This window comes from Kineococcus lubricus, assembly GCF_050871965.1.
Lineage (GTDB): Bacteria > Actinomycetota > Actinomycetes > Actinomycetales > Kineococcaceae > Kineococcus.
This window is the reverse complement of record NZ_JBJLSK010000051.1, coordinates 1-19,524: the sequence shown is the minus strand read 5'-3', so window position 1 is coordinate 19,524 and position 19,524 is coordinate 1. Positions and strand designations below refer to the sequence as shown.

Genomic DNA, 19,524 nt, shown 5'->3' with positions numbered 1-19,524 from the left:
GCGGCGCCGGCGGGGCCCCCCCTGCGCCGCCACCACCCGCGGCGCGGCCCGGCCCCCGCCGACCCCCGGCGGCGCCCGCCCCCCCCCCGACGGGCTGTGCCGCAGCCGCTCCGGGGACTACCGTGGTGCGATGCCGTTCATCGCCGTGGTCGTCCTCGCCATCGCCGCCGGGGCCGCCGTCGTCTACTGGCGCACCAGCCCCCGCCACCGCCTGGCCGCCGTCGAGCGCGCCGGCCACGGGGACCGCGCGCGCCGGGCCCGCGAAGCCGAACGCGGCCGGCTCGACGTGTGAGCCACCTCACCCCGCCCGCCGGTGGCGGGGTGAACCTTTCCCCGGACTGCTCCGTTGGAGACGGGGAGATCGCCACCCTGACCCCGTCAGGCCCCGCCGTGGCGGCACCACCACGACGGGAAGGACCCCAGCACGTGAGCGACACCCCGGACCCCGCCGACCCCGGCGCGGGAGCCCGCGCCGACCGCGCGGCCCGCGTGGCGGCCATGAAGGCCGCCGAGCGGTCCCGCGCCCGCCGCCGGCGCGCCCTGGTCGTGGCGATCCCCACCGTCGCGGTGCTCGCCGTCGCCGGGGCCGTCACCGCCGTCTTCCTCAACCGGCCCGAGCCGCCGTCGCTGGACGCGGTGCGGACCTTCGACTACACCGGCGGGGACCACACCAGCGATCCGGTGACGTACGAGCAGAACCCGCCCGTGGGCGGACCGCACAACCCCACCTGGCTGAACTGCGGCGTCTACGACGCACCCGTGCCGAACGAGAACGCCGTCCACTCCCTGGAGCACGGCGCCGTCTGGATCACCTACCGGCCCGACCTGCCGGCCGACCAGGTGGACGAGCTGCGGTCCGCCGTGGCCGGGCAGACGTACACCGTCCTGTCGCCCTACGAGGGGCTGCCCTCGCCCGTCGTGCTATCGGCGTGGAACAACCAGCTGGCGGTCGAGGACGCCGACGACCCGCGCATCGAGGCCTTCCTCGCGAAGTTCGTCCAGGGCGCCCAGACGCCCGAGCCGGGGGCGCTGTGCTCCAACGGCACCGGGACGCCCACCGGCTGATGCGGGCGCTCTCCTCCCGGCAGGTGCTGCTCGCCGTCGTGGCGCTGCTGGTGGCGCTCGTGCTCGGCGTGCTCGTCGGCCGCGCGCTGCCCACGGCGCCGGGCGCGAACTCCGTCGACGTCGGGTTCTCCCGGGACATGACCACCCACCACTCCCAGGCCGTGGCGATGGCCTACACGGCGATCCAGGTCGCCCCCTCCCCGGAGATCCGCCAGCTCGCCGTGGACATCGCCTCCACGCAGGGCAACCAGATGGGCCGCATGCAGCAGCTGCTGCTGTCCTGGGACCAGCCGCTGTCGTCGGCGGGGACGCCCGTCATGGCGTGGATGGCCGGCACGTCCCTGCACGCCCGGCACGAGGCCGAGCAGGCGCAGGGACGGATCATGCCGGGCATGGCGACGGCGGCGGAGATGGCGCGGCTGGGCGCCGAGACCGGTGAGGTCTTCGAGGTCGACTTCCTGCAGCTCATGCTGCGCCACCACGCCGGGGGGATCGAGATGGCGCAGCACGGGGCCGACCACGCCACCACCGGCGAGGTGCGGGACCTGGCCGCGGCCATCGTGACGTCCCAGCGGGCGGAGACGCAGCTGCTGACCGACTACCTCACCGCCCGCGGCGCCCAGCCCCTGGCGGCGTCGTGAGGCTCGTGGTCGGCGCCGCGATCGTCGACGACCTGCGGGCCCCGACGCGGCTGCTGGCCGCCCGCCGCAGCGCCCCGCCCGCCCTGGCGGGGAAGTGGGAGCTGCCCGGCGGGAAGGTCGAACCGGGGGAGACCCCCACCGACGCCCTGCACCGCGAGCTGCGCGAGGAGCTCGGCGTCGGCGCCCGGCTGGGGGCCGAGGTGGAGCACCCCGACGGCGCCTGGCCGCTGACGCCGGAGCTGGCGATGCGGGTGTGGTGGGCCGTGGTCGACGGGCCGCCGCAGCCGCTGCAGGACCACGACGAGCTGCGCTGGCTGCCGCGCGGGCGGTGGCTGTCGGTGGACTGGCTGCCCGGCGACGTGCCGCTCGTCGAGGTGATGGAGGCGTCCTGAGGTCGCCCGTGGTCCGGGGGAGTGTCAGCGGTGGTCGGGCACCGGGCTGTCCCAGTCGCGGTCGGCCGCCGTGGCGCCCGGGTCGCGGCGGTCGCCGTGACGGCGCTTCTGCGACGTGATCCCCGGGTCGCGCACCAGGTCCTTCACGAGCGCCACGGCCATCAGCGCCATGATCACCAGGAACGGCGCGGCCGCGATGATGGTGATGTCCTGCAGCGCTTCCAGGCCGCCGGCGAAGAACAGCACGATGGCGACCAGGCCCATGAGGGCCCCCCACAGGGCGGTCAGCCACTTCTGCGGCTCGTCGACGCCGTAGGAGCTGAGCGAGCCCATGACGATGCTCGACGCGTCGGCGCCGGAGACGAAGAAGATCGCCACCAGGACCACCACGAGGATCGAGGTGAACCCCGACCACGGGAACTGGTCCAGGAACGTGAACATCTGCGACTCCTGGTCGGCGATGCCCGCGATGTCCGCGCCGCCGGTGCCCTCCACGAACCTGCGCTGCAGGTCGATCGCGGCGCCGCCCAGGACGGAGAACCACACGAGGCTGACGGTGGTCGGGACGAGCATGACGCCCACGACGAACTCGCGGATCGTGCGGCCCCGGGAGATCTTGGCCAGGAAGGCGCCGACGAACGGCGTCCACGACACCCACCACGCCCAGTAGAACAGCGTCCAGGCGCTCAGCCAGTCGGTGCCGCCGAAAGCGCCGGTCCGGGTCGCCATCTGCGGCAGGGCGGCCAGGTAGTTGCCCGCCGAGGCGGGGACCAGGTTCAGGATGAAGACCGTCGGCCCGACGACGAACAGGAAGAACAGCAGCGCCAGTGCGAGCACCATGTTGGTGTTCGACAGCCACTTGATGCCGCGCTCGATGCCGCTGATCGCCGAGACGACGAAGCAGACGGTGAGCACGGCGATGATGATCACCTTGACCGTCGTCGAGTTCGCGACGCCGAAGACCTCGGTGAGCCCGCCGTTCATCTGCGCGGCGCCCAGGCCCAGGCTGACGGCGGACCCGAAGAGGGTCGCGAAGATCGCGAAGACGTCGATGACGCGGGCCGCGCCCCGGCCGCGACGGCCGTGCAGCAGCGGGGCGAACGCGGCGGAGAAGCCGCCCGCACGCTCCTTGCGGTAGCTGGAGTAGGCCAGCGCCAGGCCCACCACGGCGTAGATCGCCCACGGGTGCAGGCCCCAGTGGAACAGCGAGTAGTTCATGGCCTCGCGGGCCGCGGCCTGCGAGGCGGGCTCGGCGTCGTTCTGCGGGACGGTCATGAGGTGGGTGACCGGTTCGGTCACGCCGTAGAACATCAGGCCGATGCCCATGCCGGCGGAGAACATCATCGCGATCCACGACGCCCGGGAGTGCTCGGGGCGATCCTCGTCGCGACCGAGGCGGATGCGGCCGAAGCGGCTGAAGGCCAGGACGAGGGCGAGGACCACGAAGCCGGTCGCGCCGAGCACGAAGGCCCAGCCGAAGTCCCCGACGACGACCTCGAGGACGGCGTCCGCGCCGGCCTTCAGCTGGGTGGGCCACACGGCCCCCGCGAGGAGGAACAGGACCACGACGCCCGCGGCGACCGCGAAGGTCCGCTTGTCGACCGGCGGCCGGGCCGAGGGCGGCGGCGGGAGGGGCGTCGAGGGAGTTGAGGGGGTGTCGGGTTGGTGCTCAGGCGGTGCGGACATGCAGCCGAGGGTGGCACGAAAGGACTAGTCCCGGCCAACCGAGGATGGTCAGATCGGGCCATCGCACGGACGTCGTCGCAGGTCAGAGCGGTGCTTCCGCCCTCAAGCACCGTCGGCCCGACAGCGCGGCCGCGAGCGCGGATAGACTGTGGTGTCAACCCTCCTGGCCCGGCCCCGTCCCCCGTGCGCGCGCTGGCCCGGACACGTCGAGTCTTCGAAGAGCGGATCGAGAAACCTGATGCCCTTGAGCACCCGCGCCGACCTGCGCAACGTCGCGATCGTCGCCCACGTCGACCACGGCAAGACCACCCTCGTCGACGCGATGCTCTGGCAGTCCGGCGCCTTCCGGGCCAACGCCGACGTCAACGAGCGCGTCATGGACTCCGGTGACCTCGAGCGCGAGAAGGGGATCACCATCCTCGCGAAGAACACCTCGGTCCGGTACTCCGGCCCCGGTGCTCCCGAGGGCGGCATGACCATCAACATCATCGACACCCCCGGCCACGCCGACTTCGGCGGTGAGGTCGAGCGCGGCCTGTCCATGGTCGACGGCGTCGTCCTGCTCGTCGACGCCTCCGAGGGCCCGCTGCCGCAGACCCGCTTCGTGCTGCGCAAGGCGCTCGCGGCCGGCATGCCCGTCGTCATCCTCGTCAACAAGGTCGACCGCCCCGACGCGCGCATCGCCGCCGTCGTGGAGGAGACCTACGACCTGCTGCTGGACCTCGCCGCCGACGTCGAGGGCATCGACGCCGACAAGCTGCTCGAGGTCCCGGTCGTCTACGCCTCGGCCAAGAACGGCCGCGCGTCGCTGAACCAGCCCGCCGACGGGGGCCTGCCGGACTCCGAGGACCTGGTCCCGCTGTTCCAGACGATCCTGGACACGATCCCGGCCCCCACCTACGACCCCGAGACCCCGCTGCAGGCGCACGTCACCAACCTCGACGCCTCGCCGTTCCTGGGTCGCCTGGCGCTGCTGCGCGTCTTCTCCGGCGAGCTGGTCAAGGGTCAGCAGGTCGCGTGGTGCAAGCACGACGGCACCATCCAGCGCGTCAAGATCACCGAGCTGCTCGTCACCGAGGCCGTCACCCGCGTGCCCGGCGAGAAGGCCGGCCCCGGCGACATCGTCGCGGTCGCCGGCATCGAGGACATCACCATCGGCGAGACCCTCGCCGACCCCGAGGACCCGCGCCCGCTGCCGCTCATCACGGTCGACGAGCCCGCCATCTCGATGGTCATCGGGACGAACACCTCCCCGATGGCCGGCCGCGTCAAGGGCTCCAAGGTCACCGCCCGCCTGGTGAAGGACCGCCTGGAGTCCGAGCTGGTCGGCAACGTCTCGCTGCGCGTGCTCCCGACCGACCGCCCCGACGCGTGGGAGGTGCAGGGCCGCGGTGAGCTGGCGCTGGCCATCCTCGTCGAGCAGATGCGCCGCGAGGGCTACGAGCTGACCGTCGGCAAGCCGCAGGTCGTCACCCGCAAGGACGAGAACGGCAAGCTCCTCGAGCCCTTCGAGAGCCTGACCATCGACTCCCCCGAGGAGTACCTGGGCGCGATCACCCAGCTGCTCGCCGCCCGCAAGGGCCGCATGGAGACGATGACGAACCACGGCACCGGCTGGGTGCGCATGGAGTTCTACGTCCCCTCGCGCGGGCTCATCGGCTTCCGCACCGAGTTCCTCACCGAGACCCGCGGCACCGGCATCGCGCACGCGATCTTCAACCAGTACGACCACTGGGCCGGGGAGATCCGCACCCGCGCCTCCGGCTCCCTCGTCGCCGACCGCTCCGGTGTCGCCACCGGCTTCGCGATCGCGAACATCCAGGAGCGCGGTTCGCTGTTCATCGAGCCGACCACCGAGGTGTACGAGGGCATGATCGTCGGGGAGAACTCCCGCGCCGACGACATGGACGTCAACATCACCAAGGAGAAGAAGCTCACCAACATGCGCTCCTCCACCGGCGACGAGCTGGAGCGCCTGGTGCCGGCGCGCAAGCTGTCGCTGGAGCAGGCCCTGGAGTTCTGCCGCGAGGACGAGTGCGTCGAGGTGACGCCCGAGGCGGTCCGCATCCGCAAGGTGGAGCTGGACCAGACCCAGCGCGCCCGCGCGGCCTCGAAGGCCAAGAAGGGCTGATCCACCCGCCGGGGACGACCCCGGTGCACGACCCGGGGAGCGCCCCCGCCGACGTCCCGCGGGACGGGGCGGGGGTGCTCCCCTCGTCGTGGGGGGCTTGGATGGGGCCATGACGACGCAGCCCCCTCCCCAGCCCGACGACCCCGCGGCGGCCGTGGCGGGGCGCGACCCGCTGGAGGTCGCGGCCGACGCGGTGGAGGACGCCCTGGGGGAGCTGGAACCGGCCGCCGCGGCGGCCATGGACCACCTGGACCAGCCGCGGCGCGTGCTGTTCGTGCACGCCCACCCCGACGACGAGACGATCGGGACGGGCGCGACGATGGCCCGCTACGCCGAGGCCGGCGCCACCGTCGTGCTGCTCACCCTGACCCGCGGGGAGCTGGGGGAGGTCATCCCGGCCGAGCTCGCGCACCTGGACCCCGACGCGCTGGCCGAGCACCGGGTGGGGGAGCTGGCGACGGCGATGGAGGCCCTGGGCGTGGCCGACCACCGGTTCCTCACCCGCCCGGACGGGACGGCCTACCGGGACTCGGGGATGGTGTGGCTGGAGCCGGGGCGGGCGGCCGTCGGTGACGACGTGGACCCGCGGGCGCTGGCCGCCGCCGATCCCGAGGAGGTGGCCGCGCAGGTCGCCTCGGTGGTGCGCGAGGTCCGGCCCCAGGTGGTCGTCACCTACGAGCCCGGCGGCGGGTACGGCCACCCCGACCACGTGCGGGCGCACGAGGCGACGATGCGCGCGCTGGTCCTGGCCGCCGGCGACCACCACGACGGGACCGTCCCGTGGCAGGTCGCGAAGGTCTACGAGATCGTCGAGCCGGAGTCGGCCGTGCGCTCGGCCCTGCGGGCGATCGCCGACTCCGGGGCCCCCGGCGCCGCGGATCCCGACGGCTCCCTGCCCAGCGTCGTCGTGCCCGACGAGCAGGTCACCACGGCCGTCGACGGCACCGGGCAGCTGCCCGCGAAGATCGCCGCGCTGCGGGCGCACGCCACCCAGATCACCCTGGACCTCGATGCCCAGGTCCCCGTCCTGCGGCTGTCCAACGGTGTGCCGCAACCGGTCTGGCCGGTCGAGCGGTTCCGCCTCGTGCACGGGGTCGTCGCGGGCCCGCGCGACGACGACGGTCACGAGACCGACCTGTTCGCGGGCGTGGCCCCCGCCGACTGAGGGAGCGTGGTCACCCCGGCACGCTCCGTTGCGCCGGGCGGGTGAACGCGATCGTCCGAACGCGTCACCGTGGGTGGCCGGGCGTGACCGGGCGGGGTTGGCTGGAGCCACGTCCGGAACCCGCCGGGCGCGACCCGGAAGGAGCGGCCGTGGCCCACGCCCAGCGCGCCCCCCAGAGCCGGCCGAGCGCGAGCGCCCGCCCCGGCGCCCGCACCGGCCGGGACAGCGCCGACGTCGGACGGCTGCGCGAGCGCAACCGCCGCCGCCGCACCCGGGCCCTGCTGCTGGTCGTCCTGGCCGTCGTGCTCGCCGTCGACGTCCGGCTCGCCCTCGGCGGCTCGCTCGTCCCGTCGCTGCCCGCGGTCGACCCGATCTACGTCATGGTCGGGATCTTCTTCGCCGTGATGATCGCGCTGCTGCTCGGGCAGAGCCTGGTCTCCGGCCGCTCCCCGCACGTCCTGTTCCGCCCCGAGCAGATCGACGTCTCCCTCGACGACGTCAAGGGCCTGGACCCGGTCAAGGAGGACGTCGAGCGCAGCCTCGACCTGTTCCTGGCCGCCCGCACCTTCCGCAGCCGCATGGGCGGCCGGCCGCGCCGCGGCCTGCTCTTCGAGGGCCCGCCCGGCACCGGCAAGACGCACATGGCCAAGGCGATGGCCCGCGAGGCCGGGGTCCCCTTCCTGTTCGTCTCCGCGACCAGCTTCCAGTCCATGTGGTACGGCGCCACCGCCCGCCGCCTGCGCTCCTACTTCCGGGCGCTGCGCAAGGCCGCCCGCCGCGAGGGCGGGGCCATCGGGTTCATCGAGGAGATCGACGCCATCGCCGGGGCCCGCGGCGGCATGAGCGCCATGACGGCCGTCCCGGTGAGCCAGGTCGTCGGCTGCGGGGGCCTGACGAACCTGCCGATGAGCCTGCCCACCGTGCCCACCGCCCCGCCCACCACGGGCTCGCCCGCCCTGCGGACCGAGCGCCTCGCCTCCAGCGAGGGCGCCAGCGGCGTCGTCAACGAGCTGCTCGTGCAGATGCAGTCCTTCGACGAGCCCACCGGCGGCGAACGGCTGCGCGGCTGGTTCGTCGACCTCCTCAACCGGTTCCTGCCCGCCGAGCGCCGGCTGCGCCGCCCGGCGAGCGAACCCGTCGAGGTCCTCGTCGTCGCCGCCACCAACCGCGCCGACGCCCTCGACCCGGCGCTGCTGCGACCGGGCCGCTTCGACCGCCGCATGAGCTTCGGGCTGCCCGACAAGCACGGCCGGCGCGACCTCGTGGACCACTTCCTGGCCCGCAAGGCCCACGAACCGGCCCTCGACGACGCCGAGCGCCGCGACGCCCTGGCCGGCATCACCAACGGCTACTCCCCGGTGATGATCGAGAACCTGCTCGACGAGGCGCTGGTCAACGCCGTCCGCCGCGACGCCGACGGCATGAGCTGGAAGGACGTCGAGCACGCCCGCCTGGTCACCGAGGTCGGCCTGGGCCAGCCCGTGGCCTACACCGACCACGAGGCGCGGCTCATCGCCACCCACGAGGCCGGGCACGCCGTCGTCGCCTGGCTCGTGGCCCCGCAGCGCCGCCTGGAGATCCTCACGATCGTCAAGCGCGCCGGCGCCCTGGGCCTGCTCGCCCACGGCGACGCCGAGGACGTCTACACCCGCTCGCGCACCGAGCTGGCCGGCATGATCAAGATCGCCTTCGGCGGGCAGGTGGCCGAGGAGCTGTTCTTCGGCGACGTGTCCACCGGCCCGGCCGGGGACCTGCAGTCCGCGACGTCGGTCGCGGCGCAGATGGTCGGCTCGGCCGGGATGGCCGGCACGCTCGTCTCCTTCGCCGCCGTCCAGCAGGGGGCGTTCGCCGACGGCAACCTCGTCAGCCGCGTCCTGGGCGACGCCGACGGCCGCCGCCTGGTGGAGAACCTGCTGAGCGAGCAGAAGGAGTCCGTCCGCGAGCTGCTCGGCCGCCACCGGCACCTCGTCGCCGCGCTGCGCGACGCGCTGCTGGAGCGCCACGAGCTCATCGGGCACGAGATCACCGACGTGCTCGAAGCCGCCCGCGACGCCGCGCAGGAGCCGCCGCGGGTCGTCGACCTGCGCGACGGCGCCCCCGCGGCCCGCAGGCCCTGAAGCTCGCCGCGGTCGTGGCGTCAGGAGGGGAGCCACGACCGCGGCGCAGGACCGTCCAGCCGACGGTGGGGGGCCCGTCCGCCGCGCCGGCTACCGCCGCTCGGGAGCCACCCGGTAGTGGTACGCGTGGTGCACCGTGAACCCGGAGCCCTCGTACAGCGCCCGCGCGGCCGTGTTGTCGCCCTGGACCTGCAGGTAGGTGGCGCCCGCGCCGCGGGCGCGCGCCCAGTCCGCCACCTCGGCCAGCACCCGGCGGCCCAGACCGCGCCGCCGGTGGGTCGGGGCGGTCTCCACGGCCGTGACCCCGGCCCACCCCGGCGACAGCGACCCGCGGGCCACGGCGACCGTCGTGCCGCCCTCGACGACCCGGACGAAGACCTGCTCGTCGGCCGAGACGAGGATCCGCCGGCCGGCCTCGGGCACGGTCGGCGCCCCCTGGTAGTGGTACCGCGCGAGCCACGCCTCGTCGGGGACGGGGGCCGTCTCGACGCGCAGGCCGGCCGGCAGCCCGACCTCGGCCCGGCCGGGCAGGTCGTCGGTGGCGGCGGTCAGCACGAGCGTCGGCGTCCGCACGGTCCACCCGCGGGCCGCGAGCGCGTCGGCGGGGTCGGTGCCCCCGCCCAGCCCGCCGGCCGGGTGCGGGACGGCGACCAGCGGCCGCAGCCCGCGAGCGGCGTAGAACTCCTCGACCGCCGCGATCGCCTCCGGCAGCGGCCGGCCCGGGTCCCCCACGGCCAGCGCCGAGTTGGCCCGGCCGGTGAACCCGGCGGCGGCGCGCAGCCGCCAGCCGCCCAGGTCCAGGCGCTCCAGCGGCCGCCAGTGCTCGGCCATCACGCGTTCGAGGTCCTCGGTGCCGATCGCGGTGTGCGGGGCGCCCCGGCGCACCGGCGGCGGGGGGACGGGCTTGGCCGCCAGCACGTCGGCGCGGGCCACGCGCACCTCCCCGCGGCGCGTCGCGATCCGCAGGGTCGTCGCGTCCGCGGCCACCAGGTCGCCGAGGGCGTCGGAGGCCGAACCGTCCGGCAGGCGGTGCCGCACGACGACGCGGGAGCCCACGGGGAGGTCGCGCACGGGGTGGGTGGGGGTGACGTCGGCCACGTGTGGTCCTCCAGCGGTGGTGCGCGTGTGCGGGGCCCGCGGGCCGTCGGCGATACTAGGCGGCACGTCCGGCCGCCCGTCCGCCGGAGGAGGAGGACATCCCGTGACCTACGTCATCGCGCAGCCCTGCGTGGACGTCAAGGACAAGGCCTGCATCGAGGAGTGCCCGGTCGACTGCATCTACGAGGGCAAGCGATCGCTGTACATCCACCCCGACGAGTGCGTCGACTGCGGTGCCTGCGAACCCGTGTGCCCCGTGGAGGCCATCTACTACGAGGACGACGTCCCCGAGCAGTGGTCGGCATTCACCGCGGCCAACGTCGTGTTCTTCGACACCATCGGCTCGCCCGGTGGGGCCGCCAAGATGGGGCGCATCGACGCCGACGCCGAGGTCGTCCAGGGGCTGCCGCCCCAGGGCGAGGACCACTGATGACCGCGCCGACCCGGCCGCAGCACGCACGTCGCCGGGTCGGCGCGGCGCTGCCGGACTTCCCGTGGGACTCCCTGGCGGCCGCCAAGGCCCGGGCCGCCGCGCACCCCGGCGGGATCGTCGACCTGTCGGTCGGCACGCCCGTCGACGCGACCCCGCAGGTGGTCGCCGACGCCCTGCGGTCCGCGGCGAACGCCCCGGGCTACCCGCAGACGCACGGGACCGCGCCGCTGCGCGAGGCCGTGACCGCCTGGTTCGCCCGCCGGCGCGGGGTGCCGCACCTGGACCCCGACGGCGTGCTGCCCACGGTCGGCTCGAAGGAGCTGGTCGCGTGGCTGCCGTTCCAGCTGGGTCTGGGGGAGGGCGACGTCGTCGCCCACCCCGCGGTGGCCTACCCCACCTACGACGTCGGGGCCCGGCTGGCCCGCGCGACGCCGCTGGCGGCGGACACCGTCGCCGAGCTGGACGCGGCGTGGGAGGCCGGGGCCCGGATCCGGCTGCTGTGGCTGAACTCCCCGTCGAACCCGACCGGCGCGGTGCGCACGGTGCAGGAGCTGGCGGCCCTGGTCGCCTGGGCCCGCGCCCACGACGTCGTCGTGGCCTCCGACGAGTGCTACGCCGAGCTGGGCTGGCTGCCCGAGCACGACACCACCGCGGGCGGGCTCGTCGCCTCGGTGCTCGACCCCCGCGTGTGTGGTGACGATCACACCGGGCTGCTGGTGGCGTACTCCACCTCGAAGCAGTCGAACCTGGCGGGGTACCGCGCGGCCTTCCTCGCCGGTGACGTGGCGCTGGTGCGCGAGCTGCTGGAACTGCGCAAGCACGCCGGGATGATCGTGCCGTGGCCCGTCCAGGTCGCCCTGCGCGCCGCGCTGTCCGACGACGAGCACGTCGCCGCCCAGCGCGAGCTGTACCGCGGCCGTCGCCGCGTCCTGCGAGAAGCGTTGCAGGGCGCGGGTTTCCGCATCGACGCCTCCGAGGCCGGGCTGTACCTGTGGAGCACCCGCGACGAGGACTGCCGCACCACGGTCGACCTGCTGGCCGAGCGCGGCGTCCTGGCCGCCCCCGGCGACTTCTACGGACCGGCCGGCGCCCGGCACGTCCGGGTGGCGCTGACCTCCACGGACGAGCGGATCGCCGAGGTGCCCGGGCGGCTGCGCGGTCTCGGCTGACGCGGCGGGACCGGTGTTGGGGTGCGTCGGCGGGGGCGGGTACGGTCGCGACATGGCTGACTCCGTGACGCTGAAGCACGCAGGTGGCGATCTCGATCTCCCCGTGACCCCCGCCACCGAGGGCGCCGCCGGCTTCGGCATCGGCAGCCTCCTGAAGGAGACCGGGCTGGTGACGCTCGACTCCGGGTTCACCAACACGGCGTCCTGCACGTCGGCGATCACCTACATCGACGGTGACGCGGGCGTCCTGCGCTACCGCGGGTACCCGATCGAGCAGCTCGCCGAGAAGTCCACCTTCGTCGAGACCAGCTTCCTGCTCATCCACGGGCACCTGCCCTCCGAGGCCGAGCTCGCCGGGTTCACCGACCGGATCAAGCGGCACACGCTGCTGCACGAGGACCTCAAGCGGTTCTTCGACGGCTTCCCCCGCGACGCGCACCCCATGCCCGTGCTGTCCAGCGCCGTCAGCGCGCTGTCGACGTTCTACCCGAACTCGCTGAACCCCTTCGACGCCGAGCAGGTGGAGCTGTCCACCATCCGGCTCATGGCCAAGCTGCCGACCATCGCGGCGTACGCGCACCGCAAGTCCCTCGGCCAGCCGCTGCTGTACCCGGACAACCGGCTGGGCCTGGTGGAGAACTTCACCCGCCTCGCCTTCGGCAACCCCGCCGAGGACTACGAGCTCGACCCGGTCCTGGTGCGCGCCCTGGACCAGCTGCTCATCCTGCACGCCGACCACGAGCAGAACTGCTCCACCTCCACCGTCCGGCTCGTCGGCTCGGGCCAGGCGAACCTGTTCGCCTCCGTATCGGCCGGCATCCACGCGCTGTCCGGGCCGCTGCACGGCGGCGCGAACTCGGCCGTCCTCGACATGCTCGAGACCATCCGGAACTCCGACGACGACGTCGACACGTTCATGACGAAGGTCAAGAACAAGGAGAAGGGCGTGCGCCTGATGGGCTTCGGCCACCGGGTGTACAAGAACTACGACCCCCGCGCGGCCATCGTGAAGAAGACCGCCGACGAGGTCCTGTCCAAGCTGGGCAAGCGCGACGAGCTGCTCGACATCGCGCTGCGCCTGGAGGAGATCGCCCTCAACGACGACTACTTCATCGAGCGCAAGCTGTACCCGAACGTCGACTTCTACACCGGCCTGATCTACAAGGCCATGGGCTTCCCGACGAAGATGTTCACCGTCCTGTTCGCCCTGGGCCGCCTGCCCGGCTGGATCGCGCAGTGGCGGGAGATGATCAACGACCCGGCCACGAAGATCGGCCGCCCCCGCCAGGTGTACGTCGGCGAGGGCGCCCGCGACTACGTGGACGTGCAGGGCCGCTGAGGCTCCCGAGGCTGCGGGGCCTCAGACCCCCAGCCGGATCTGGACGCCGCCCCGGGGCAACCCGGTGGCGGCGTCCGTCCACCCGCGCCCGGACGCGCTGCGCGTCCAGCGCGCCCCCTCCACGCTGACCTCGGTGACGTCGTACGCGGCGGCGCTCGCCACGGCCCAGCCCGCGACGGCCCACGCCAGGCGCGCGTCCCCGTCCAGCTCGAACTCCAGCGCCCGGCCGCGGGTGCCCGCCACGACCCGCGGGGTCGCCGTCGTCACCTGCGTCGTGGCCGCGTCCGCGACCCGCTGCGCCTGCGGGGACAGCTGCACGTCGTCGCCGGAGACCTGCGAGCGCGGTGCCTCCCGCAGGTGGCAGCTGAACCCGCGCGGGGAGTAGCCCGTCAGCGCCGAGGCGATGAGCCGGCCCTCGTCCTCGTGGTCGCCGTACGCCAGCGGGAACCCGCTGCGCTGCACGCGCTGCGCCGCGTCGGTGATCGGCATGTCCCGGTACCCGTCGACCTCCACGAGGGCGTCGTAGAAGGCGTTCGTCGCGAAGACCGGGTCCTGCACCTGCTCCGGCGTCCCCCAGCCCTGCGAGGGCCGCTGCTGGAACAGGCCCAGGGAGTCGCGGTCGCCGTGGTCGAGGTTACGCATCCCCGACTCCTGCACGATGGTCGCGATCGCGATCGTGGCCGCGCGCGCGGGCAGGTCGCGGCGCACCGACAGCCCGACGACCGTGGCGGCGTTGGCCGCCTGCTCCGGGCTCATCGACGTCGACTCCCCGTCGACCGTCGCGGTGCAGCGCTCGACGACGACGGGGGCGTCGGGGTCGCGCGCGACCCACACCGCCGCGCCCGCCACGACGACCCCGGTCACCAGCAGGGTCGTCGCCAGGCGCAGCCGGCGGGTGCGGCGCGCCCCCGCCGACGGGCGGCGCGGGCGGGCGGGACGGACCGGGCGGACGTCGCGGGTCGGCACCTCAGTTGGCGTGCAGAGCGGCGTTCAGCTCCACCTTCACGCCCTTGCGGGGCAGCGCCTCGACCTGACCGGTGAGGGAGTTGCGGCGGAACAGCAGCCCGTCCGAACCCGACAGCGCGCGCGCCGAGACGATCTCGCGGACCGTGCCGTCCTCGGCGAGCAGCGTCACCTTCGTGCCGGCGGTGATGTACGTGCCGGCCTCCACGACGCAGTCGTCGCCCAGGCTGATGCCGGTGCCGGAGTTGGCCCCCAGCAGGGTGCGCTCGCCGATGCGGACGACCTGCTTGCCGCCGCCGGACAGGGTCCCCATGATCGAGGCGCCGCCCCCGACGTCGGAGCCGTCGCCCACGACCACCCCGGCCGAGATGCGGCCCTCGACCATCGACACGCCCACGGTGCCGGCGTTGAAGTTCACGAAGCCCTCGTGCATGACGGTCGTGCCCTCGGCCAGGTGGGCCCCCAGGCGGACCCGGTCGGCGTCGGCGATGCGGACCCCGGTGGGCGTCACGTAGTCGGTCATGCGGGGGAACTTGTCGATGCCGTAGACGGTCACCGGGCCGACGTTGGCCCGCAGCGCGAGCCGGGTCCGCTCGAAGTCGGTGACGGCGCACGGGCCGTGGTTGGTCCACACGACGTTGGCCAGGACCCCGAAGATCCCGTCGAGGTTCGCGCCGTGCGGGGCGATGAGCCGGTGCGAGAGCAGGTGCAGGCGCAGGTAGGCGTCGGCGGTGTCGGCCGGGGCCGCGTCGAGGTCGACGTCGACGGTCAGGACCCGCTGCCTCGTGCGGCGGTGGATGTCGTCCTCCTCCAGCGAGGCCAGCTCGGCGGGCACGCCGTAGGAGCTGGTCGTCGGCGCGCCGCCGAGCGCCGGGAAGGGGAACCACACGTCGAGCACGGTGCCGTCCTCGGCGTAGGTGGCCAGGCCGTGGCCCCAGGCCCGCCGGGAGGGGACCGCCGTCGCGCCCCCGGACGTCGCGGCGGTCTGGTCGTCGGTGCTCTGCGCGCTCACGCACCCGACCCTACAAGCGCCGCCCCGCGGGTCCGACGTCCCGTCGCGGCCCCTGGCTAGGGTGAGCCCGTGACCGCCCCGCCCCGCCCGCTCGACCTGACCGACCCCTCGATCGACGTCGTCGAGCTGACGCGGCGGGTGTGCGACACCCCCTCGGTCAGCGGCGACGAGACGGCGCTGGCCGACGCGGTCGAGGCGGCGCTGCGCGCCCCGGGGGCCTTCGAGGTGACCCGCGACGGGGACGCGGTGGTGGCCCGCACGACGCTGGGGCGCGCCGAGCGCGTGCTGCTGGCCGGGCACCTGGACACCGTCCCGCTGACCGACCCGCCGAACCTGCCGGTGCGCCGCGAGCAGCACCCCGTCGACGGCGACGTCCTCGTCGGCCGGGGGACCTGCGACATGAAGGGCGGCGTCGGGGTGCAGCTCGCGCTGGCCCGGCGCGTCGCGGCCGCGGGGGCGGCCAACCGGCGCGACGTGACGTTCGTGTTCTACGACCACGAGGAGGTCGAGGCGGCCCGCAACGGCCTGGGACGGCTGGCGCGCAACGCCCCGCACCTGCTGGCGGCCGACTTCGCGGTCCTGCTCGAACCGTCCTCGGCCGTCGTGGAGGGCGGCTGCAACGGCACCCTGCGGGCCGAGGTCACCACGACCGGGAAGGCCGCCCACTCGGCCCGGCCCTGGCGCGGGCGCAACGCGATCCACGACGCCGCGCCCGTGCTGGCCCGGCTCGCCGCGTACGAGCCGCGCGAGGTCGACGTCGAGGGGCTGGTGTTCCGCGAGGCCCTCAACGCCGTGCTGGTCTCCGGCGGCGTCGCCACCAACGTCATCCCCGACCGGTGCGTCGTCACGGTCAACTACCGGTTCGCGCCCTCGATCGACGCCGCCGCCGCCGAGGCGCACGTGCGGGAGGTCTTCGACGGCTTCGACGTGCGGGTCACCGACGCCGCCGACGGCGCCCGGCCCGGGCTGCACCTGCCCGCGGCGGCCGACTTCGTCGCCCGCACGGGCACGACCCCGCTGCCGAAGTACGGCTGGACGGACGTGGCCCGGTTCTCCGCGCTCGGCGTGCCCGCCGTGAACTACGGGCCCGGCGACAACGCCACGGCCCACGCCGACGACGAACGCTGCCGGACCGCGGAGCTCGAGCAGTGCCTCGACGTCCTGTCCGGCTGGTTGCTGGAGGAGGACTCGTGAGCACGATCTGCCTGTACGGCAGCGCATCCGGTGGGATCGACCCGGCGCACGTCGAGCTGGCCGCCCGGGTCGGGCGGCTGATCGGCGAACGCGGTCACGACCTCGTCTACGGCGGGGGCGGGACGTCGGTCATGGGGGCCGCCGAGGCCGCGGCCCGCGCCGCGGGGGCGCGCACCACGGGCGTCATGCCCCAGGCGCTCATGGAGCTCGAGCTGCCGCCGGACGGGCTCGGCGAGCTCGTCGTGACGCAGGACATGCGCCAGCGCAAGGCCGAGATGGACGCCCGGGCCGACGCGTTCGTCGTGCTGCCCGGGGGTCTGGGCACGCTGGAGGAGCTGTTCGAGATCTGGGTGGCGCGCACCATCGGCCTGCACACCAAACCGCTGGCGGTGCTGGACTGCGCCGGGCACTACGCCGGTCTGAGGGACTGGCTGGAGGGGCTGGTGGCCCGCGGGTTCGCCCGGCCCCTCGTCTTCGACTGCATCCACTGGACCGACGACCCCGAGGAGGCGCTGGACCACCTGGAGCGGGCGCCCCGGGAGCGGGTGCGGCTGCCGAGCTCGGAGATCGTCGGGACGTTCGTGGAGTTCCCCACCGACACCGGCGCCGGTGGGGCCTCGCCGGGGGGGAGGGCCTCGTGACGCTCGTCCTGCTGGTCCTGGTGCTGCTGACCGTCGGCGCGGTCGTCGCCGTCGTCACCGGCCGCGTCAGCGGTGCCCTGGGGCCGGCCACCTCCACCCGCCCGTTCCGCGGGCTGCCCGAGGGGCCGGTGGCGGCGGCCGACGTCGACGCGGTCCGCTTCTCCCTGGGTCTGCGGGGGTACCGGATGGACGAGGTGGACGCGGTCCTGGACCGGCTGCGCGAGGAGATCCGCGAGCGCGACGAGGAACTGGCGGCCTGGCGCACCGCCGAGGACTGAGCGCCGTGGCCCCGCGCGAGACGGTGGACTTCACCGCCACCGCCCTGGTCCCCGGCCGGGTGCGGCACGTCTTCGACGTCCTCACCGACTGGCCGCGGCAGACGGCCTGGGTCCCGGCGACCGTCGTGGCGCGCCCCGACGGCGGCCCCTTCGCCGCGGTGGGGGAGCGGTTCGTGGCGACCACGACGCTGGGGCCGTTCGTCCTGGTCGACGCGATGGAGGTCGTCTCGCGCGTCGAGCCGGACCCCGTCACCGGGGTCGCCGGGCGGGTGGGCGTCGTCAAGACCGGGGACGTGCTGGGCGGGGACGTGGAGATCGTCGTCGCCCCCGCCGGGTCGGGCCTGGTCCGGGTGGAGTGGACCGAGCGGATCGTCGTGCGCCCGCGGTGGCTGGCCCGGCTGGCGGCCCTGGGCGGCCCGCTGCCGGGGTTCGCGGGCCGGACGGCCTTCGAGGCGGTCCTGCGGGCCGCGGCGGACGACCTGCGCGGACCGTCGTGAGCGCACCGGTCACCGGCCCCCCGGTGCCCCCGCCGCGGGCGCGGTCGGTCCGGTCGGCGGCGGCCTCGGCGCACCGGTGGTGGTCGAGCGCACCCGCGGCGGTGCGGGTGCTCGCCGTCTACGCCCTCGCCCGCCTGTTCTCGGCGGTCGTGCTGGCCGAGGTCGCCCGCTTCCAGGTCGCCAGCCAGTGGACGCCGGAGGACCCCGGCTACGGCGACCTGCTCGGGTTGTGGGACGCCACCTGGTACCGGCGCATCGCCACCGAGGGGTACCCCTCGTCGGTGCCGCTGGGCTCGGCGGGGGACCCCCAGCAGTCGGCGCTGGCCTTCTACCCGCTGGCCCCGTTGCTGGCCCGGCTCCTCATGGTCACCGGCGCGTCCTTCGAGGCGGCCGGCGCGGTCGTCGCCCTGGCCGGGGGTGCGGCCGCCGCGGTCGGGGTGCACGCCCTGCTGCACCGCGCGCTGAGCGAGCGGGTCCCGGCGGCGGTGGCCCGGCGCGGGGCGTGGAGCGCGGCCGTCCTGTTCTGCCTGACGCCGCCCTCGCCGGTGTTCCAGGTCCCGTACACCGAGGGCCCGGCACTGGCCCTGCTGGTCGCCTTCCTGCTGTGCCTGCAGCGCGGCCGGTACGCCCCGGCGGCGCTCCTGGCGCTGCTGCTGGGGCTGACCCGGCCGGTGGCGGTGCCGCTGTCGGTGGTCGTGGTCGTGCACCTGGCCCTGCGCGCCCGCGCCGGCCGCCGGGCCGGGACGGTGCTGGGGGGCCGGGAGGCGCTGCGCTGCCTGGGCCTGCTGGCCGCCTCCGGCGCCGCGGGCCTGCTGTGGCCGCTGACCACGTGGGCGATGACGGGCCGCCGCGACGCCTACACGGCGACGATGGGGGCCTGGCGGGCCGGCGGCGAGGTCGTGCCGCTGCAGCCGTGGTGGGGGATCTCGCAGTACGTCCTGGGGCCGCCCGGCCCGTTCCTGCTGGTGGCGGCCGTCGCCGCCTACGCCTGGTGGCTGCTGTCGGCGCGCACCCGCGCCCTGGGCCCGGAGCTGCGGGCGTGGTGCCTGGCGTACGTGGGGTACCTGCTGCTGGTGCTGGACCCGTTCACCAGCCTCTTCCGCTACCTGATCTTCCTGTTCCCCCTCGGCGCACTCGTCGCCACGGGGCGCCGGGGCCCGGCGCCGCTGACCGGGTGGGTCGTCTGTTCGCTTGCGCTGCAAGTGGTGTGGGTGGCCTGGCTGTGGCGCTTCTCCCCACCGGCGGACTGGCCGCCGTGACCCGCGCGCGCCCCGTGCGTGATCGTCGGCGAGCCCCTGCGCCCAGCAGGGGGGTCCGGTGGGGGATGATGTACGCCAACACGCCGACCTGGGCGGGTGCCGAGGCACCCGGTCGCGGGGCCGGTGCGCACGAGAGACGACGAGAGGGAGCACGCCGATGGCGGCCATGAAGCCGAGGACCGGGGACGGTCCGCTGGAGGTCACCAAGGAAGGGCGCGGCATCGTCCTTCGCATGCCGCTGGAAGGCGGGGGCCGGCTCGTGGTGGAGATGACTCCCGACGAGGCCAAGGCGCTCGGAGAGGCCATCACCTCGGTCGTGGGCTGAGGGACCAGGACGGGGGGGGGGCCCCCCCCCGGGGCCCCCCCCCGCGCCCTGGCGCCCGCACCCGGAGGGGTTCCAGCACGCCGACCAGCTGGTCCGGCTCGCGCTCGGGCGCGGCGCGG

20 protein-coding genes are annotated in these 19,524 nt (G+C 74.8%); 16 read left to right on the top strand and 4 right to left on the bottom strand.

The genetic code is table 11. The features are described 5' to 3' along the window. Positions 1 to 130: 130 nt before the first annotated feature. From ACRYRX_RS21805 to ACRYRX_RS21790, 4 genes are all read left to right on the top strand, one after another. Positions 131 to 292, top strand: a complete 162-nt coding sequence (locus tag ACRYRX_RS21805; RefSeq protein ID WP_432515263.1) for a hypothetical protein — start codon at positions 131 to 133, stop codon at positions 290 to 292. A gap of 134 nt (positions 293 to 426) precedes the next feature. Then, positions 427 to 1,065 (top strand): DUF3105 domain-containing protein, encoded by a 639-nt coding sequence (locus ACRYRX_RS21800; protein ID WP_432515262.1) that lies wholly within the window; start codon positions 427 to 429, stop codon positions 1,063 to 1,065. After that, positions 1,065 to 1,706, top strand: a complete 642-nt coding sequence (locus ACRYRX_RS21795; protein ID WP_432515261.1) for a DUF305 domain-containing protein — start codon at positions 1,065 to 1,067, stop codon at positions 1,704 to 1,706. Before ACRYRX_RS21800 ends, ACRYRX_RS21795 begins: the two co-directional genes overlap by 1 nt. Further along, positions 1,703 to 2,098 (top strand): (deoxy)nucleoside triphosphate pyrophosphohydrolase, encoded by a 396-nt coding sequence (locus ACRYRX_RS21790; protein ID WP_432515260.1) that lies wholly within the window; start codon positions 1,703 to 1,705, stop codon positions 2,096 to 2,098. Before ACRYRX_RS21795 ends, ACRYRX_RS21790 begins: the two co-directional genes overlap by 4 nt. 24 nt (positions 2,099 to 2,122) lie before the next feature. Here the strand turns inward: ACRYRX_RS21790 and ACRYRX_RS21785 are convergent, their stop codons facing one another. Then, complete coding sequence (locus ACRYRX_RS21785) at positions 2,123 to 3,784, bottom strand: BCCT family transporter (protein WP_432515258.1); 1,662 nt, start codon at positions 3,782 to 3,784, stop codon at positions 2,123 to 2,125. Positions 3,785 to 4,022: 238 nt separating this feature from the next. On the opposite strand from ACRYRX_RS21785, the gene typA reads away from it, so the two are divergent. The 3 genes from typA to ACRYRX_RS21770 all read left to right on the top strand — a co-directional run bounded on the left by typA (position 4,023) and on the right by ACRYRX_RS21770 (position 9,197). Then, positions 4,023 to 5,915, top strand: a complete 1,893-nt coding sequence (gene typA, locus ACRYRX_RS21780) for a translational GTPase TypA (protein WP_432515257.1) — start codon at positions 4,023 to 4,025, stop codon at positions 5,913 to 5,915. Positions 5,916 to 6,024: 109 nt separating this feature from the next. After that, complete coding sequence (mshB, locus tag ACRYRX_RS21775; protein WP_432515256.1) at positions 6,025 to 7,080, top strand: N-acetyl-1-D-myo-inositol-2-amino-2-deoxy-alpha-D-glucopyranoside deacetylase; 1,056 nt, start codon at positions 6,025 to 6,027, stop codon at positions 7,078 to 7,080. A gap of 149 nt (positions 7,081 to 7,229) precedes the next feature. Beyond that, a complete protein-coding gene (locus tag ACRYRX_RS21770) occupies positions 7,230 to 9,197 on the top strand; it encodes an AAA family ATPase (protein ID WP_432515255.1) in 1,968 nt (655 codons plus the stop codon). Between the two features lie 90 nt (positions 9,198 to 9,287). Here ACRYRX_RS21770 and ACRYRX_RS21765 read toward each other — a convergent pair whose 3' ends face one another. Continuing rightward, positions 9,288 to 10,295: a GNAT family N-acetyltransferase gene (locus ACRYRX_RS21765; protein WP_432515253.1), complete on the bottom strand. Its 1,008-nt coding sequence runs from the start codon at positions 10,293 to 10,295 to the stop codon at positions 9,288 to 9,290. Positions 10,296 to 10,398: 103 nt separating this feature from the next. Between ACRYRX_RS21765 and fdxA the strand changes: the two genes are divergently transcribed. The 3 genes from fdxA to ACRYRX_RS21750 are packed head-to-tail and all read left to right on the top strand — an operon-like array spanning position 10,399 to position 13,236. Next, on the top strand, positions 10,399 to 10,725 hold the full coding sequence (gene fdxA, locus ACRYRX_RS21760) for a ferredoxin (RefSeq protein ID WP_432515251.1): 327 nt from the start codon (positions 10,399 to 10,401) through the stop codon (positions 10,723 to 10,725). Beyond that, entirely contained in the window at positions 10,725 to 11,897 is a 1,173-nt protein-coding gene (gene dapC / locus ACRYRX_RS21755; protein WP_432515250.1) for a succinyldiaminopimelate transaminase, read from the top strand. The genes fdxA and dapC overlap by 1 nt, the downstream gene beginning before the upstream one ends. A gap of 52 nt (positions 11,898 to 11,949) precedes the next feature. Then, positions 11,950 to 13,236, top strand: coding sequence for a citrate synthase (locus ACRYRX_RS21750; protein WP_432515249.1), 1,287 nt, complete (start codon positions 11,950 to 11,952; stop codon positions 13,234 to 13,236). Positions 13,237 to 13,257: 21 nt separating this feature from the next. Here the strand turns inward: ACRYRX_RS21750 and ACRYRX_RS21745 are convergent, their stop codons facing one another. Then, positions 13,258 to 14,202 carry a hypothetical protein gene (locus tag ACRYRX_RS21745; protein WP_432515247.1) on the bottom strand — a complete coding sequence of 315 codons (945 nt, stop codon included), beginning with the start codon at positions 14,200 to 14,202 and terminating at the stop codon, positions 13,258 to 13,260. Between the two features lies 1 nt (position 14,203). After that, a complete protein-coding gene (gene dapD, locus ACRYRX_RS21740) occupies positions 14,204 to 15,211 on the bottom strand; it encodes a 2,3,4,5-tetrahydropyridine-2,6-dicarboxylate N-succinyltransferase (protein ID WP_432515246.1) in 1,008 nt (335 codons plus the stop codon). Positions 15,212 to 15,280: 69 nt separating this feature from the next. Here dapD and dapE point away from each other — a divergent pair, with 69 nt between their 5' ends. The 6 genes from dapE (at position 15,281) to ACRYRX_RS21710 (ending at position 19,405) form a co-directional block, all read left to right on the top strand. After that, positions 15,281 to 16,405: a succinyl-diaminopimelate desuccinylase gene (gene dapE / locus ACRYRX_RS21735; protein WP_432515245.1), complete on the top strand. Its 1,125-nt coding sequence runs from the start codon at positions 15,281 to 15,283 to the stop codon at positions 16,403 to 16,405. Beyond that, positions 16,402 to 17,046, top strand: a complete 645-nt coding sequence (locus ACRYRX_RS21730) for an LOG family protein (protein WP_432515243.1) — start codon at positions 16,402 to 16,404, stop codon at positions 17,044 to 17,046. Before dapE ends, ACRYRX_RS21730 begins: the two co-directional genes overlap by 4 nt. After that, on the top strand, positions 17,043 to 17,324 hold the full coding sequence (locus ACRYRX_RS21725; RefSeq protein WP_432515241.1) for a DivIVA domain-containing protein: 282 nt from the start codon (positions 17,043 to 17,045) through the stop codon (positions 17,322 to 17,324). The genes ACRYRX_RS21730 and ACRYRX_RS21725 overlap by 4 nt, the downstream gene beginning before the upstream one ends. A 5-nt stretch (positions 17,325 to 17,329) precedes the next feature. Next, a complete protein-coding gene (locus ACRYRX_RS21720) occupies positions 17,330 to 17,821 on the top strand; it encodes an SRPBCC family protein (protein WP_432515240.1) in 492 nt (163 codons plus the stop codon). Beyond that, the gene (locus tag ACRYRX_RS21715; protein ID WP_432515239.1) at positions 17,818 to 19,080 is read left to right on the top strand and encodes a hypothetical protein; all 1,263 of its coding nucleotides are present in this window, start codon (positions 17,818 to 17,820) and stop codon (positions 19,078 to 19,080) included. Before ACRYRX_RS21720 ends, ACRYRX_RS21715 begins: the two co-directional genes overlap by 4 nt. 157 nt (positions 19,081 to 19,237) lie before the next feature. Then, the gene (locus tag ACRYRX_RS21710) at positions 19,238 to 19,405 is read left to right on the top strand and encodes a DUF3117 domain-containing protein (protein ID WP_106210338.1); all 168 of its coding nucleotides are present in this window, start codon (positions 19,238 to 19,240) and stop codon (positions 19,403 to 19,405) included. Positions 19,406 to 19,524 lie beyond the last annotated feature (119 nt).